12 protein-coding genes are annotated in these 14880 nt (G+C 52.2%); 8 read left to right on the top strand and 4 right to left on the bottom strand.

Annotation, left to right across the window (positions count from 1 at the left end; genetic code table 11):
- Positions 1-13: 13 nt before the first annotated feature.
- The 4 genes from I2D94_RS10765 to I2D94_RS10780 all read left to right on the top strand — a co-directional run bounded on the left by I2D94_RS10765 (position 14) and on the right by I2D94_RS10780 (position 5978).
- Positions 14-676, top strand: a complete 663-nt coding sequence (locus I2D94_RS10765) for a response regulator transcription factor (protein WP_039865057.1) — start codon at positions 14-16, stop codon at positions 674-676.
- Complete coding sequence (locus I2D94_RS10770; protein ID WP_195396882.1) at positions 666-2135, top strand: cell wall metabolism sensor histidine kinase WalK; 1470 nt, start codon at positions 666-668, stop codon at positions 2133-2135. Before I2D94_RS10765 ends, I2D94_RS10770 begins: the two co-directional genes overlap by 11 nt.
- Entirely contained in the window at positions 2117-2818 is a 702-nt protein-coding gene (locus I2D94_RS10775) for a tRNA1(Val) (adenine(37)-N6)-methyltransferase (protein WP_195396884.1), read from the top strand. Before I2D94_RS10770 ends, I2D94_RS10775 begins: the two co-directional genes overlap by 19 nt.
- Positions 2819-3218: 400 nt before the next feature.
- Entirely contained in the window at positions 3219-5978 is a 2760-nt protein-coding gene (locus I2D94_RS10780; protein WP_195396886.1) for a glucosaminidase domain-containing protein, read from the top strand.
- A 51-nt stretch (positions 5979-6029) separates the two neighbouring features.
- Here the strand turns inward: I2D94_RS10780 and I2D94_RS10785 are convergent, their stop codons facing one another.
- Positions 6030-6575 carry a TetR/AcrR family transcriptional regulator gene (locus I2D94_RS10785; protein ID WP_195396887.1) on the bottom strand — a complete coding sequence of 182 codons (546 nt, stop codon included), beginning with the start codon at positions 6573-6575 and terminating at the stop codon, positions 6030-6032.
- A 158-nt stretch (positions 6576-6733) separates the two neighbouring features.
- Between I2D94_RS10785 and I2D94_RS10790 the strand changes: the two genes are divergently transcribed.
- Complete coding sequence (locus tag I2D94_RS10790; RefSeq protein WP_195396889.1) at positions 6734-8623, top strand: alkyl/aryl-sulfatase; 1890 nt, start codon at positions 6734-6736, stop codon at positions 8621-8623.
- Positions 8624-8791: 168 nt separating this feature from the next.
- Here I2D94_RS10790 and I2D94_RS10795 read toward each other — a convergent pair whose 3' ends face one another.
- Complete coding sequence (locus I2D94_RS10795; RefSeq protein ID WP_195396891.1) at positions 8792-9595, bottom strand: amidohydrolase family protein; 804 nt, start codon at positions 9593-9595, stop codon at positions 8792-8794.
- 154 nt (positions 9596-9749) lie between these two features.
- Here I2D94_RS10795 and I2D94_RS10800 point away from each other — a divergent pair, with 154 nt between their 5' ends.
- From I2D94_RS10800 to I2D94_RS10810, 3 genes are read left to right on the top strand one after another with little or no spacing between them, the layout of a single operon-like run.
- Positions 9750-10118, top strand: a complete 369-nt coding sequence (locus tag I2D94_RS10800) for a GntR family transcriptional regulator (RefSeq protein WP_039865060.1) — start codon at positions 9750-9752, stop codon at positions 10116-10118.
- Positions 10105-11001 carry an ATP-binding cassette domain-containing protein gene (locus I2D94_RS10805; protein ID WP_195396893.1) on the top strand — a complete coding sequence of 299 codons (897 nt, stop codon included), beginning with the start codon at positions 10105-10107 and terminating at the stop codon, positions 10999-11001. Before I2D94_RS10800 ends, I2D94_RS10805 begins: the two co-directional genes overlap by 14 nt.
- The gene (locus I2D94_RS10810) at positions 10982-12316 is read left to right on the top strand and encodes a hypothetical protein (protein ID WP_195396895.1); all 1335 of its coding nucleotides are present in this window, start codon (positions 10982-10984) and stop codon (positions 12314-12316) included. Before I2D94_RS10805 ends, I2D94_RS10810 begins: the two co-directional genes overlap by 20 nt.
- 253 nt (positions 12317-12569) lie before the next feature.
- Here the strand turns inward: I2D94_RS10810 and I2D94_RS10815 are convergent, their stop codons facing one another.
- Both I2D94_RS10815 and I2D94_RS10820 read right to left on the bottom strand, forming a co-directional pair.
- Positions 12570-13343, bottom strand: a complete 774-nt coding sequence (locus tag I2D94_RS10815; protein WP_195396897.1) for a sulfite exporter TauE/SafE family protein — start codon at positions 13341-13343, stop codon at positions 12570-12572.
- 129 nt (positions 13344-13472) lie between these two features.
- Complete coding sequence (locus tag I2D94_RS10820) at positions 13473-14816, bottom strand: citrate synthase (RefSeq protein ID WP_195396899.1); 1344 nt, start codon at positions 14814-14816, stop codon at positions 13473-13475.
- Positions 14817-14880: the final 64 nt, after the last annotated feature.

Below are 14880 nucleotides of genomic sequence, written 5' to 3' on the forward strand. Positions count from 1 at the left end.
AAGGATGATGCACATGGCCAGAATACTCATTGTTGACGACGAACAGATGATCCGCGAGGTCGTCCGGGAATACGCGCTGATCAACGGCTATGAAGTCGCGGAAGCCAGCGACGGACTGGAGGCGCTGGAGTTAGTGGAGAAGGAAGATTTCGACTGCGTGATCCTCGATATCATGATGCCGAAGCTCGACGGCTTTTCCGCGTGTAAGCAGATTAAAAAGATCAAGCCGATTCCAATCATCATGCTTTCGGCCCGTCAGGAAGAATACGACAAGCTGTTCGGCTTTGAGCTGGGCGTGGACGATTATGTCGTCAAGCCTTTCTCGCCGAAGGAGCTGATGGCCCGCGTCAAGGTCATTCTGGAACGCTTTAAAACCAAGGATACCGAAGTCCTGCGCTTTGAAGGGCTGCAGATCAATATCGAGGGACGCTCTGTCACGGTGGATGGGGAGAAAGCGAATCTGACGCCGAAGGAAATCGATCTGTTGTTATACATGGTTAAAAATAAGAATATTGCCTTATCGCGGATGAAGCTGCTGGAAGAAGTCTGGGATTACGACTATTTCGGTGATGACCGGACGGTCGATACGCACATTAAAATGCTGCGGCATAATTTAAAAGACTACCGCAAGTTCATCGTTACCGTCCGCGGAATGGGGTATAAGTTTGAAGCTTGATTTTCATGGCATAAAGTTTAATATCTGGCTGTATTTCATGTTGTTTGCGGCCGGACTTTTAGCTTTGGTCGGCGGGGCGCAGCTGCTTTTGATCAAGCCGTATTATCGAAGCAATAAGATTTCGGCGATCAAAGAGGTGGCGGCGACGATTCAGGAGTACGTCATCGACAATCAATGGCTGGACGAGGCGACGATCAAGAAAGCTTCGCAGTTTGCGATCAACAACAATGTCTGCGCTGTCGTTTACAACGACAGCGGCAACGTGGTCTACAATTCCGATTCGCTGGGGGATTCGTGTATTTTCAACCAGACGATTACCGTCGGCTCGACGCAGCTGCAGCCCCTGACCAACGGAAAAGCGATGCGCGAGCTGCTGCTGTTAAGCGACGGGGAGCTTTCGGAAGTGCTGGCGAATCAGCGCAGCGATCAGGAAATGATTCTGTATGGGAAAATGGTGCAGGCCAATCTGGCGAATTTTTATCTGTTTGTCAACAGTCCGCTGGAACCGCTGGATTCCACGCTGACGATTTTTCAGGATCAGTTTTTCTTTCTGGCTTTTTTCGCGCTGATTTTATCCATTGTGATCTCTCTGTTTATATCGACAAAGCTGTCGCGGCCGATCGTGCAGATGAAGCACTCCGCCAACGAGCTGGCCAAGGGGCATTACGATATTCATTTTGAAGGCAGCTATTTCAGCGAGATCGACCAGCTGGCGGATACGCTGAACGATGCCACGCACAAGCTGAGCAAGGTTGATGAGCTGCGGCGGGATCTGATTGCCAACGTCTCGCACGACATCAAGACGCCGCTGACGATGATCAAGGCGTATGCCGAAATGATCCATGATATCTCCGGCGATATCCCGGCCAAGCGCGACGAGCATCTGGACGTCATCGTGCGCGAGGTCGATTATCTCGATCATCTGGTGACCGACATGGCGGAGCTCTCGAAGATGCAGTCGGGCAGCTATCAGCTGAAGCTCGGTACGTTTAACTTAAGCCAGAAAATCCAGAACATCGTCACGCTGTGCCAGGTCATGATCGACGAGCATCATTATCAGCTGATGATCGAATGTCCGCGGAGTTTGATGATGACGGCCGATGAGGTCAAAATCAGCCAGGTTATTTATAATTTCCTGTCCAACGCTTTCAAGCATACGCCGGACGGAAAGAAGATCACGATCCGCGCGTTTGAAAAAAACGACTGGATTCAGGTTGAGGTGGAAGACGAGGGCGAGGGGATCAAGAAAGAAGATCTGCCGTACATCTGGGACCGGTATTACAAGATTGATAAAAAATATCAGCGGGCAACCGGCGGCAGCACCGGGCTGGGCCTGGCGATCGTCAAGGCGATTCTGGACAGTCATCACGCGGAATACGCAGTAGAAAGCGAGGAGGGCAAGGGCTCCCGGTTCTGGTTCAGGATCCGGCGCTCGGCAGAATGGAAAATCAAAATCTAACTGAAGAAGCACGACAGAACCTGCGTCTGGATTATCTGCCCAAGCTGAGACTGCCGCTGTGGCAGCGCAAGGACATGTTCTGCATGAACACGGACACCGTGCTTTTGGGCGAGCAGATGGTTGTTCGAAAAGGCGAGAGTGTGCTCGATCTGGGCTGCAACAACGGCGCGCTGCTGCTGTACGCCTCACGTTTTTCGCCGGGTTCCTTAACCGGCGTCGACCTGCTTCCCCAAGCGCTGGACTTGGCGGCGGAAAACATGCGGATCAACGGTCTGGAAGCGGAACTGATCTGCGCGGATCTGGCGGAGTTTCGTCATCTGCCGTTTGATGTGATCGTCTGCAATCCGCCGTATTTCGCGACGCCGGATCCGGCTTCCGTCAACCCCAATCCTTTTTTAGCGACAGCCCGGCATGAAGCGGGCTGCACGCTGGAAACGCTGTTTGCGGCGGGCGGCCGATTGTTAAAAGACAAGGGCCGGTTCTATCTGGTTCACCGCGCCGACCGGCTGGCGCAAATCATCGTGGCGCTGCAGAACTCGCCGTTAACGCTGCGCGAAGCGACGCTGGTGTTTGACCGCCGCACCCGTCAGGCCACGGCGGTGATCGCCGAGCTGTGCAAGGGAAAGCTGGGCCCGGTGCGTTTCCGCGAACCATTGTGGCGGCCGGAACCCGATCAGGAATAAGGAAAGAACGTCAGCTGAAAAAAGCCGGCGTTTTTTGTTTCTGGAAAGGATCGCGTCTCTGCATTGCCTGAACATCGCTCAAATCCGGAAAGATCGAAAAAAGAAACGATAAGAATGAGGAAGGTAAGCAGGAAAAAATAATCTCTGAAATGATCTCAGTACAAAAGTTTGAAAGGAGTTCGGATGAAACATAAGGAAGGCGGCGGGTTCCTGTTGGTTAGCGGGCAGAATCGCGTTTTCCTTCATCACATCTTCACCGGAGGAAGCGCATTAAGAAACAAAAATCCGTTCATTCCGACCTGAAATTGAAAGAAATGGCAGCCCGGTCGGAGTTGATTTCAGACGCTAAAACTTTTACAATGAATCTAAGCGAGTTCCCCCAGCTTTCAGGAGGTCAAAAATGAGAAAACAAGGAAAAAAATGGGCGGCGTTTCTTTTGTGCTGCCTGTTGCTGCCGGTAACGCCGGTCAAAGCGGAAACGACGGTGATCGAAATTGTCGATTACCGCGATGGACAGGAATCTGTCCTGCAGACGTTTGGCACCGTGAAAAGCGCGGCGGATTATTATGCCAAGCACCGGGATGACGCCAGTGTCGCCAATCTGGGCGTGCGGCAGGATGGGAAGCTGATCGCCGTGGATCAGGGGATCGTCTTCTTCGCCTCGGAAGGCTGCAAGGTCAATACGGAATACAAGGATGCCGACACGGGTAACGACGGCTATCTCAACGGATGCTACGGCGCTGACGGTGCGGCGCTGGACACTGATTTCACACGCATGCAGGTGGATTTCAAAATTTCCGGCGTGCGCGGCCGGGTGAAGCTGGCAGAGGTGACGCTGGTTCCGCTGGATCAGGCTGGCAATTTAAGCAGCTATACGATCCGCGACGGCCGGCTGTATCATCAGATCCGTCAAAGTCAGTCGTCCTCGCGCTATGCGACGATGATCGATCTGGGGCCGGTTCCGGCATATTTGAGCAGTGCTGCTCAGCTTTACAGCTACGACGGTCACTATTTCTATGAAGATCCGGCGGTGATGCTGCAGGATTATCGCAAGGGAAGCACCGCGTCGTCAGTCAATCCCGCCGAACCCTTTTATTTTTATTATCAATATTTATCCCATCGCTCCTTGTCCTTTTACACGGAAGCGGAGCTGACGGATTATTTCCAGAAGACGCTGGGGATCGATCAGTCGATCGTTTCCTATCAGGACCGCGACCGCAATTCCGTTCACGATACACTGAACCAGTCGCTGTATTATGGCGAGGAAGGCGCATTCCTGCAGGCGCAGTCGCTGTATGGCTCCAATGCGTTAATGATGCTGGCGCTGTCGATGAACGAATCGGCCAGCGGCCGCAGTTCCCTGAGTTTTACGCGCAACAATCTGTTCGGCCATGCGGCGTATGACAGCGACGTCGAGGCCAACGCCAAGCGCTATTTCAAGTTAAGCAGCTCCATTTTATCGCATGCCAAAACCTATGTTTCCGCCAGTTATCTCAATCCGAAGAAGTTTCAGTATCACGGCGGATTTTTCGGCGACAAGGCCAGTGGAATGAACGTCAGCTATGCCTCCGATCCGTATTGGGGTGAGAAAGCGGCTTCCTATTATATGCAGCTGGACGAAGCGATGGGATTGAAAGATCTGAACCAGCTGACGCTGGGCATTCATACGGAAAATACCAGTCTTAAAATTCTGAGCGAACCCGCCGCTTCCGCAGAGGTACTCTACACGAGCGGAAAGACGGCGCCGCTGGCGTTAGTGTTATTGGAAAAGCTTGAGAATGGGGAAGGCACATGGTATAAGGTGCAGAGTGAAGCCGCGGTGGCGGAAGATTTTACCTATCGCTTTGAAGACTGCATCGGTTATCTGCCATCATCCAGCTTCCAGCTGATTTTAAACGCGGACCGATTGAATACGCTGCAGCTGAAATCCGCGGTCTTTGACGCGGGTGAAGGAACATTCCCGCAGGGCGGCAGCCGGATCGAAATCGATCTGTTGGAAAACAGCGAACCGTATGCGCCGGAGCCGACCCGGGAAGGCGGCGTCTTTGTCGGCTGGCAGGAAAACAACGGTGTTTATACGGCTGAATATAAGGAAATTCAGTCGATTTCGATGATTTCGCTGCCGAAGCAACAATTTGCGAGCGGTTCACGCATTGATCTCAAAGAAGGATCAGTCCTGGTTCAGTATGCCGATGGAACGCAGGAAGAGAAGCCGCTGACCAGTTCCATGGTGAGCGGATTTGATATGAACGCTGATGGGCCGCAGACGGTCACGGTGAGCGTCGGCACGGCGACGACCAGTTACGATATTGAGGTGTCCGAGCAGCTGACCCAAGCTCAGGATGCGCTCAAAGAGGATCTTCAGGCGCTGATTGACGCGATTGATCCGGCGGCGGTCACGGAGCAGCAGAAGACCGATCTGATTCAGCTGAAGCAGCGGCTGGACACGACGGAGGTTTCGGCCTGGACGATCGCCCAGATCCGTTCGCTGGATGCGCTGCTGAAACCACTGCTGGACGGCCAGCGCTCGCTGATTCTGAAATCCAAGGACAGCCAGTTTGCGGTTTCCGGACTGAGTCTGGCGCTGCCGCAGAAAAACCCAGGAAAGAAAAAAGGCATCCCGGACACCTACAAGCTGACGTTGAAAGAAACCGTGCCGGAGGCGGAGGTCCAGGCCCAGGTGAAGACGATTGCCAGCGGCAACGGCGCGGAGATTGAACAATGGTTCAGCGTGTCGGGACAGAAGAACTATGACAAAACGCTGACGCTGCGCACGCCTCTGTGCGTGACGATGAGTCTGCCGGAGGGCTGGGACAGCTCAAAGAAGGTAACGGTGTGGCGGCTGGAGGCCGGCGACGTCATCCAGATGCCGACGACCCAGAGCGCTTCGACGCTGACCTTCTCGACGGAAGCCTTAGGTCAGTTTGTGCTCGTCAGCCGTCAGACGGTTAACCAATATGAAGACGCGGCGCCGGTTGAGGTCATGACGATCGCCCAGAACGGTTTAGACTGGCCGCAGCTGATGATCAAGGCGCTGGCAGCCGTGATCGCGTTGTTAGTCCTGTTTATCACCGTCCTTGTTTTACAACGGCGGGCGGATAAAAAACGCCGCCGGGCCCTGGCGAGAAGAGCGAAACGCCAGCGTACCCGCCGCCGATAATTAAAAAAATCCGTGACGGATGAATTTCAGAAGTTCATTCGCTGCGGATTTTTATTCTTTGCGGGATTGGAAGATGTTTTCATGAATCGCCCGGGTGATCACGGCAATCGCTTCGCCGACGTCCTGCTTCATCCCCAGATTGATCCAATCCTGAAGCAAGCCGACAATCGCATGCGTATAAAAACGCACGATCAGTCCCTGTTCCTTGGCGCTTAAATCCGGATGGCTGAGTTGCAGCTGCTGGCGCAGGAAGCCTTCGTAAATCTCGCGCAGGACCGTGCCTAAATTGACCCGTCCGTAAGTGTGCAGGGCATGCATCGTAAACGCCGGATCCTGCCGCAGCTGAGCTGCCGCCGCTTCCAGAGACCGCGCCCAACTCTCCCGCGTCAATAGCGGTTGGACAACGGGGATCAGCCGGCTTTTTAGCAGCGCGTCCAGAATTTCGTATTTATCGGAAAAATGATAATAAAGCGTATTGCGGCTGACACCGGCCACATCGCTGATCTGTCCGATTTGCAGATCATCCAGCGATTTCTTGCGCATCAAGTTTTCTACGGCGTTGAAGATCGCCTGCCGGGTCAGTTCGGAAGTCGCCATCAGTCTCACTCCTTTTTCATTATTGTAACAAACCCCGGTTCCGCTGTCCAAATTCTTTTGGACAAATTGAGAAATTGCCCAAAAATCGAACAGAACAGGAGAGTGCCCATGGACAAGCGGCGATCCGTTTCTTATCATCAAGCACGGAGGGATAAGTTATGGAATACAACGATTTGCCAAAACCCGCAAGCGAGGCGACCCGCCAGATTCATCAAGCGATGAAGACGCTGCTGGATTTTGACGATCCGCATGAGAAGGAATGCGCGCTGCGCAACTGTCTGAAAAAAGTAGAAAATCTGGAAATCAAAAACGCGGAAGGCGAAGTGATCTGGAGTCAGAAAATCGCCTGTCTGGATCAGGAACAGGAAGTGGAAACGATCAATCCGAGCCTGTACCGCAACGCCTGGCTGAATCATCAGACCGGTTTGTTCAAGGTTGTCGACGGAATTTTTCAGGTCCGCGGCTACGATATGTCCAATCTGACCGTCATCGCCGGGGAAACCGGCTGGATCGTCTGCGATCCGCTGATCAGCTGTGAATGCTCAGCCGCGGCGCTGGCCTTAGTCAATGCCGTGCTTGGAACGCGGCCGGTTTCCGCGGTTGTGATTTCACATCCGCATCTTGATCATTTCGGCGGAATCAAGGGCATTGTCAGCGAAGAAGCGGTTCAAAATGGTTCGGTTCCGATCATTGTGCCCGAGCATTATACCGATTACGCCGCAAGCGAGAATGTCTATGCGATGAACGCGATGCAGCGGCGGGCCTGTTACCAGTATGGAACGGCGCTGGATTTTGGCGAAACCGGCGCGATCGCGATGGGGATCGGGATGGGGCAGTCGCGCGGGACGGTGACGTTTATCCGGCCTACGGATGAAATCCGGCAGACGGGGGAAAGCCGGATCATCGACGGCGTGGAATTTATTTTCCAGATGACGCCGGAAACAGAATCGCCGGCGGAAATGTGTTGGTATCTGCCGCAGTTTAAGGCCTTATGGATGGCTGAACTGTGCAATGCGACGATGCATAATTTATATACGCTGCGCGGCACGCAGATCCGTGACGGCAATGCGTGGGCGTTCGCGATCACGCAGGCCAGAGCGCTGTTTGGCAGCGAGGCCGAAGTGCTGTTTCAGGCGCATAACTGGCCGCACTGGGGGAATCAGGAAGTCAACGAAATTCTGGAGGAAACCGCGGCGGTGTACAAGTTCATCAACGATCAGACGCTGCTGTATATGAATAAGGGCCTGACGCCGAATGAAATTTCCCATACGATCCGGCTGCCGAAGTCGTTAGAAAGAGTGTGGACGACCCGGCCCTATTACGGTACGCTGTCGCACAATGCCAAAGCGGTCTATCAGCGCTATCTGGGCTGGTATGACGGCAATCCGGTCAATCTGAATCCGCTGCTCCCATCCGAGCAGGGGCAGAAGCTGATCGAGCTGGCCGGCGGCCTTGAGGCTGTGTTGGAACAAGCGGAAAAAGCACTGGAAAAGGGTGAATATCAATGGGCGGCGGAGCTGGCCAACGCCGTTGTCTTTGTCCATCCCGACCATATGAAAGCCCGCTATCTCTGCGCGGATGCCTTGGAACAACTGGGCTATCAGGCTGAATCCGGCCCCTGGCGCAACTGTTATCTCAACGGCGCGGACGAACTCCGCCACGGGGTCAAAACAGGCCGGCAAGCGAAAAACTCCGGGGATCTGGCCCGCTGTATGGACAGCCGCATGATGCTGGACTATCTGGGTATTCTGATTGACGGCGAACAGGCGGAGGACAAGGATATCAAGCTGAACTTGACAATCACGGACACCCAGGAAAAGTTTTGCGTGCATCTGATTCACGGCGCTCTGTTAGTTTATCCAAAGATTCACGAAAAAGATGCCCGGGCGACGCTGACGATGCCGCGAATGGGGCTGGCGGCCATACTTTCCCGCAATGGGGATCTGCAGGCAAAGCTGATTCAGATCGACGGCGATCCGAATTGTATCGCGGAGCTGACGGAGGCCATTACCGATTTTGACAAACGCTTCGCGATCATCGAACCATAGCGTAAAAGTAAAAAGAAAACGTGGCGAGGACAGATTGTTTTTCAAACTGGAACAGCGCGGAAGCAAAAAAACTTGGCAAGGACAGATTGCCTTTCAAACCGGAAAGGCAGCCTGCAGACCAAGTTTTTTTTATTGGCTTTTTAAGACTTTTATAATTTCAAAATTATATCAGAGATCAACGCCCAGAACCCGCGCCAGGTTGCCGCCCAGGATCCGCTGCTTTGCGTCTTCATCAATCGGCAGACGCAGGATTTCATTCATCGCTTCCGTGATTTTTTCAGCGTTGTTGTAAGGAAAATCCAATCCGAACAGACACAGCTCATCGCTGGTCATGTGCAGCAGTGTCCGCACCTTCTCCTGACCCAAATACCATAAGCGGTTGCGGTCGTTGTCAAACACGCTCGTTAATCCGGCGTAGACGTTGCACTTGCCGGTTTCCTCCGCGCGGTTGTTCAGGATCACGGCCAGCGCTTCGTTAAAGAAGCAATAGCCGCCGACGTGTTCCATCGAGAATTTCAAGTCTGGAAAATGCCAGGCGACTTCGTCAAACAGCAGCGGCTGATAATCCTTGATCCGATGCCAGTGCACGCCGGTATGAAACGACAGGAATAATCCCGCTTCTTGTGCGGCCGCATAAACCTGGAACGCTTTCGGTCCGTCGATCGCAAATTTCTGGAAAGCCGGATGCAGCTTGATGCCTTTCAATCCCAGTTCGCGGATTTCTCTGACCTGTCCGGCCAGATCCTGTCCATGGATGTCCACGACGCCGAAGCCCGTCAGCTCCGGATGGGCTTTCAGTTCTTCCGCCATCCACAGGTTTGGGTTATAGTCCAGACCCCATTCGTAAAATGGTGCGAAACAGACGCATTTCTCAATTCCTGTTTTATCCATGATTTCAAGCAAAGCGCTGACCGTTCCGTCTGCCCGCTGATCCCGGCGGAACACATGCGCATGATTGGCAAATATTTTCATAATCCGATCTCTCCTTCTGTTTAGATTATACAAGGCTGATGAAAAAAGAAAAGAGGAGGGAGGGGGAAAAGCGTCAATTCAGGATTGACATTTTTACCTTTTAGTAATACAGTTAATACAGATAGTACAGATGATACAGATTGGAGGCGGAAGCTTGTTTCTGATCAATACGCAAAGCAACGAACCGATTTACGAACAGATTAAACGTCAGATCGTGCGGTTCGTGGAAGCCGGCGTGCTGCAGCCGGATGAAAAATTGATTTCGGTGCGCTCGCTGGCCCAGCAATTAAATATCAATCCCAACACCGTGCAGAAAGCCTATCAGGAACTGGAAGTGGAAGGTGTGCTGTATACGCTGCCGAAAAAAGGGGTGTTTGTCCGCGGCCGGCCTGCGAATGGAAAAGTTTGCGGTGTGGAAACGGAAGTCCGGCAGCTGCTGAAGTTATGCCGCACCCTGAAGATCAGCACGGACGAGTTGATCGAAATCATAAGGAAGGAAGGGGAAAATAATGTTGATTGTTGACAACATAACAAAGTCGATTCAATCGAAGGCAATCGTCAAGGATTGCAGCCTGAGCGTGCAGGCCGGTCAGATTTGCGGGCTGGCGGGACCTAACGGTGCCGGGAAAACGACGCTGCTCAACTGCATCGCGGGCGTGTTGGTACCGGAAGCGGGACGGATTGAACTGGATGGTAAAGATTTAATTCATGAACCGCTGAACCGGAAAGCGCTGTTTTTGATCAGCGAGGACTTTGACGAAGGTCAGTTTTTCACGATTCGTCAGATGAAAGAATTTTACAGCATGTTTTATCCGCTTGATGAGGAGGTGTTTGCGCAGCATTTAAAGCATTTTCAGCTGGCGGAAAAGCTGCGGATCAGCAGCCTGTCGAAAGGTCAGAAACGTCAGGCGTTGTTTTCCATTGCGCTGAGTCTGGATCTGCGGTTATTGATGATCGACGAAGTGTTCGACGGCCTGGATTGGAACGTCCGGCGGTATCTCATGCGGTGTCTGACGGATAAGATCAGCGATGGATCCATGGGCGTGCTGCTGGTCTCGCACAGTTTAAAAGAGATCAAGGGAATTTGCGATCATTGTTTCTTGATGAAGGATCAGACGATCGTCGCTCAGCAGGATCTGCTGGAGAATCATCTGTTTCGCGTGCAGCTGGTGTTTCTCAAGGAGTGTGAGCTGGATTTGAAGACGCTGGAAATCGTGCAGGCCGAGCGGATCGGAAAGTGCTGGAATGCCGTTGTGCGCGGAGAGGAACAGGCGATCCGCGGCGTAATTGCCGGGCTGTCCCCGGCGTTGGCCGACGTTCAGCCGCTCAGTCTGGAGGATTATTTCAGCCTGATGACAGATTCGACATGGAAGGGGGATGAGGAGAATGACGGAGAAGTATTTTAAATATTTGATGAAACAATCGCTGCCGCTGTTTGCGTTGATTTTGGTTTTTGGGCTGTTGTTCTCGCTCGGTTTTATCAATCCGGATAATCTTCCGGCTTATTTGGCCATCGTATCGCTGGCGATTCCGTTTCTGTTTCAGTTCTGGCAGTTCCGGCGAAAAACGGCGTACACCTATGGGGCGCTGCCAATGGATCGAAAGAAATTTGTCATTGCCCGGCTCGGCGTTGTTCTGTTTCTGGTGCTGGTTCCGGCGATCCTTCTTCTGTTCGCGGTGGTCGTTCGCGAGAGCATCTCTTTTACCTCGATGATCTCGCTGATGTTGAACTGGATCTGCCATCTGTTTCTGATGACTTCGCTGAATCTGTTGATTCTGAGCGTCTGCCATTCAGCTGCGGAAGGGATCATTGCGTTAGCTGGATATCTCTTGTTGCCGATGACGATTCTTAATAATCTGTCCGATATCCTTCGTCAGCATCTTCTGTTTGGGTTTAACAGCCCCCGATGGCTGGACTTTCTATCACCCTGGATCTATGGCTTCAGTAAGATGAGCGGCGATTTTCAGGCGTTTTTAACCGGTGCCTTTACGGGAGAGCGCTGGGATGGGATGGAATTAGGGCTTGTCTTTCTGATCGGCGCGGCGGCTCTGGCGCTGACCCTGCGTTTAAGCCGGAAATTCCACAATGAGGAGGCCGGGAAAGGCTTCCGCTCAGCAGGGGTGCTGCCGGTTTTATCCTCGGCTTATGCGTTTCTGCTGATGTTGAACTGCACTCAGGGTTTGCCGCGCGACCGCAGCTGGATTATGATGGCGCTTCTGATGATTCTTGTTTATTTCGGAGGGCTGATGCTTTACCGGCAAAGCTTGAGACCATCGCGTAAAGAAGTCGTTGGTTTTCTGGCGATAGGATTGATCGCGTGGGGGATTAACCTGGGGATTCGTCCGCTCTGTTACCGTCTTGATAAACGGGAAATTCAAAAAATGAACGAAGTATCCATGGAATATTATTTATATAACGACAAGCGGATGATCCCCGAAAATCTGCTATGCAAGGTCGAAGTTGATCAGGTAAAGGATCCGTTAGTGCTGAACGAATTGCGGGGGTGGATGAAAACTTCGCTGGAAGGAATTTATCAAGATGCCAGCTACTACGAATATGATGACTGGAACGATGATGCTTCGCGGGCAATGCAGGTGCGTTTTCACGATTATAAAAATTTAACTTATTATAAGAATATCCCGGTAGATTTAATGTCCGGCAGCAAAGTTGTCCAGCTGTTTTATCAGCAGGATCTGCCGGAAGGCTGCCAGCCACAATGAACCGAAACAGTCATAAGATTTAACTGATCATTTAATTTTGAACTTAGCTAAAAAGCTGCACAAACTTTCTGTTCGTGCAGCTTTTATGGATACCTTTACTAATGATTTGAATGACATTTAATTTTAGAGGTTTGCCAAGCGATTACCCTTTACACGATTATGCAATTTCAGTTTCTTTCGATTTTCATTTAAACAAAGAAAGTAAATCGCAGATTAAAAACACTCCGCACGAAACGGAGTGTTTTGTAAAAATTCAGCCAAGATATTTGATCGCCAACATGAATACGCCCAGAATAAACAGGACAACGCCGGTGACCTGATTGAGCTTTTTCGGTTCCGCCTTGTTGGCGAAGCGCGCGGCGATCATCGCGCCCAGATAGGTGAAGAAGACGCTGCTGATCAACGGGAACCACTGGATCGTGCCGCTGATCGCAAAATGACTGAGAGCACCCGTTAAGGCGGTAAACGTCATGATGAACACGCTGGTGCCGACCGCTGTTTTTAAATCATAACCCAGCACGCTGACTAAGACCAGCAGCATCATCATGCCGCCGCCGGCGCCGATAAAGCCGCAGATTAAACCGATCAGGACGCCGCAGGCCAGTGATAACGACGCTTTCTGTTTCGCGGTGCGGGTCTGATTTTTGGAGCTGGCGCTCATGACCGGCTTGACGATAAAGCGGATACCGAGGATCATCGTGATCCAGACGGAGAAGCTGCCCAGCGTCGTCTGCGGCACTAACGAGCCCAGCCAGCTGCCGACCATCGTAAAGATCACCGTCGAGATCATCATGATCAAGCCGTTGCGGATGTCCAGATTCTTGTGCTTGTAATAAGTGAAGGCTGAAACAGCCGAGGCCAGCACGTCGGAGGCCAGCGAGATGCCGACGGCTTCATAAGCGTTGAAGCCCAATAAGGTGACCAACATCGGCGTGATGACCGCGGCCGCCGACAAGCCTGCCAGTCCGGTCGCAATGCCCGCGCCTAATCCCGCGATCATCGTGACGATCAAAATAGTCATATTCATCAATTCAGCTCCTTTGAATAGTTTATTTGTAAACTATTTATAAATTATAAAGAGCGGAGAACGAATGTCAAGAAAAACTGTCTGCGCTTGTTGACAAAGCTGGTGATTTGTCAAAAAAACCGCTGGGATTCAGCGGTTTTGGCGTTGTGCAAGCGGGATGTAATCGGCTAAGTCACCGACGTATTTGCCGGCTGGCCGAACGATCTTGTCGCAATACAGCTTGTTTTCAATGTTGTGGGCAAGCCAGCCGACCATCCGGCTGGCGGCGAACAGCGGCGAGTAACAATCTTCCGGGATGTCCAGCATGGAATAAACCAGCCCGCTGTAAAAGTCGATGTTGCTGCTGACATGAATTCCTTTGCGGCGCAAGATGACCTGCTTCGCCAATTCTTCAGTGCGGCGGTAGAACTGATATAAGCGGGAACGGTTTTTCTCCTGAGCCAGAATTTCAATCTGCGCTTTTAAGATTTCGCTGCGCGGGTCGGAAAGGGTGTAGACGGCATGCCCCATGCCGTAGATCAAACCTTTGCCGTCGAAGAACTGCTTATCCATGATCTGTTCTAAAATCTGGGTGATCTGTGCGTCGCTGGCGTCCAGCCCCAGCCGCATCAGCATCGCGTCCATCATCCGCCGGGCGGAGATGTTCGCTCCGCCATGGCGCGGACCTTTCAGCGAGCCTACGGAAGCCGCCATCGCAGAATAGATATCCGTACCGGTGGAAGCGACGACGATATTGGTAAATGTGGAATTGTTGCCGGAGCCATGATCGGCGTGCAGCACCATCATCAGATCCAGAATCTTCGCTTCCTGCGGGGTGAACTGTTGATCGGGTCTTAATAAGGACAGGATGTTCTCCGCGATCGACAGCTCAGGCTTCACCGGATGGACGATCAGGCTCTTGTTTTCAAAGAAATGCGCTTTCGCGGCCATCGAGTAGCACAGGATCGCCGGCATTTTCGCCAGGATCGACAACCCCTGGTCCAGCGTGTTGGCAACCGAGATATCGTCAGCCAAAGGATCCTCCCCATACAACATCAACAAAGCCTTCTGGATCTGGTTCATCACGTTCATGCTTGGATAACGCAGGATGTTGGTCGCCAGAAAGCCCTCCGGCAGCGTGTAGCGTCCGCGCAGTTCAGCGGTAAACAGATCCAGCTCCGACCGGCTTGGCAGATGCCCGAATAAAATCAGAAAGCACGTTTCCTCATAACCGCAGATCTGATCTTGATCGAGATTCCGGCACAGCTGGGTGATCGGAATCCCCCGATAGTACAGCTCACCGCGATCGTCCACCTTTTTCCCGTCGACTAGCTTGTAGCCGACGACGTCGGCGATCCGGGTCAGACCGATCAAGACGCCGGTGCCGTCTTCATTGCGAAGACCTTTCTTTACGTCATATTTTGTGTATAATTCATTGTCGATTTTATTTTCCGGGATTGATTCCTGGAAGATCTTCTGCAGCTGACTGTTCATGATTTCACCTCAATAGTTCTAGTTTACTACAAAAATGAAAGAAATGACACAGGAAAGAAAACAA

Source organism: Holdemania sp. 1001302B_160321_E10 (assembly GCF_015552275.1).
Classification (GTDB): Bacteria; Bacillota_I; Bacilli_A; order Erysipelotrichales; family Erysipelotrichaceae; genus Holdemania.

Excerpts from the sequence above, each read along its gene's own strand:
- I2D94_RS10765 (WP_039865057.1), top strand. The coding sequence starts at position 14 with ATGGCCAGAATACTCATTGTTGACGACGAACAGATGATCCGCGAGGTC.
- I2D94_RS10775 (WP_195396884.1), top strand. The coding sequence starts at position 2,117 with ATGGAAAATCAAAATCTAACTGAAGAAGCACGACAGAACCTGCGTCTG.
- I2D94_RS10820 (WP_195396899.1), bottom strand. The coding sequence starts at position 14,816 with ATGAACAGTCAGCTGCAGAAGATCTTCCAGGAATCAATCCCGGAAAAT.
- I2D94_RS10815 (WP_195396897.1), bottom strand. The coding sequence starts at position 13,343 with ATGAATATGACTATTTTGATCGTCACGATGATCGCGGGATTAGGCGCG.
- I2D94_RS10805 (WP_195396893.1), top strand. The coding sequence starts at position 10,105 with ATGTTGATTGTTGACAACATAACAAAGTCGATTCAATCGAAGGCAATC.
- I2D94_RS10790 (WP_195396889.1), top strand. The coding sequence starts at position 6,734 with ATGGAATACAACGATTTGCCAAAACCCGCAAGCGAGGCGACCCGCCAG.
- I2D94_RS10785 (WP_195396887.1), bottom strand. The coding sequence starts at position 6,575 with ATGGCGACTTCCGAACTGACCCGGCAGGCGATCTTCAACGCCGTAGAA.
- I2D94_RS10810 (WP_195396895.1), top strand. The coding sequence starts at position 10,982 with ATGACGGAGAAGTATTTTAAATATTTGATGAAACAATCGCTGCCGCTG.
- I2D94_RS10795 (WP_195396891.1), bottom strand. The coding sequence starts at position 9,595 with ATGAAAATATTTGCCAATCATGCGCATGTGTTCCGCCGGGATCAGCGG.
- I2D94_RS10780 (WP_195396886.1), top strand. The coding sequence starts at position 3,219 with ATGAGAAAACAAGGAAAAAAATGGGCGGCGTTTCTTTTGTGCTGCCTG.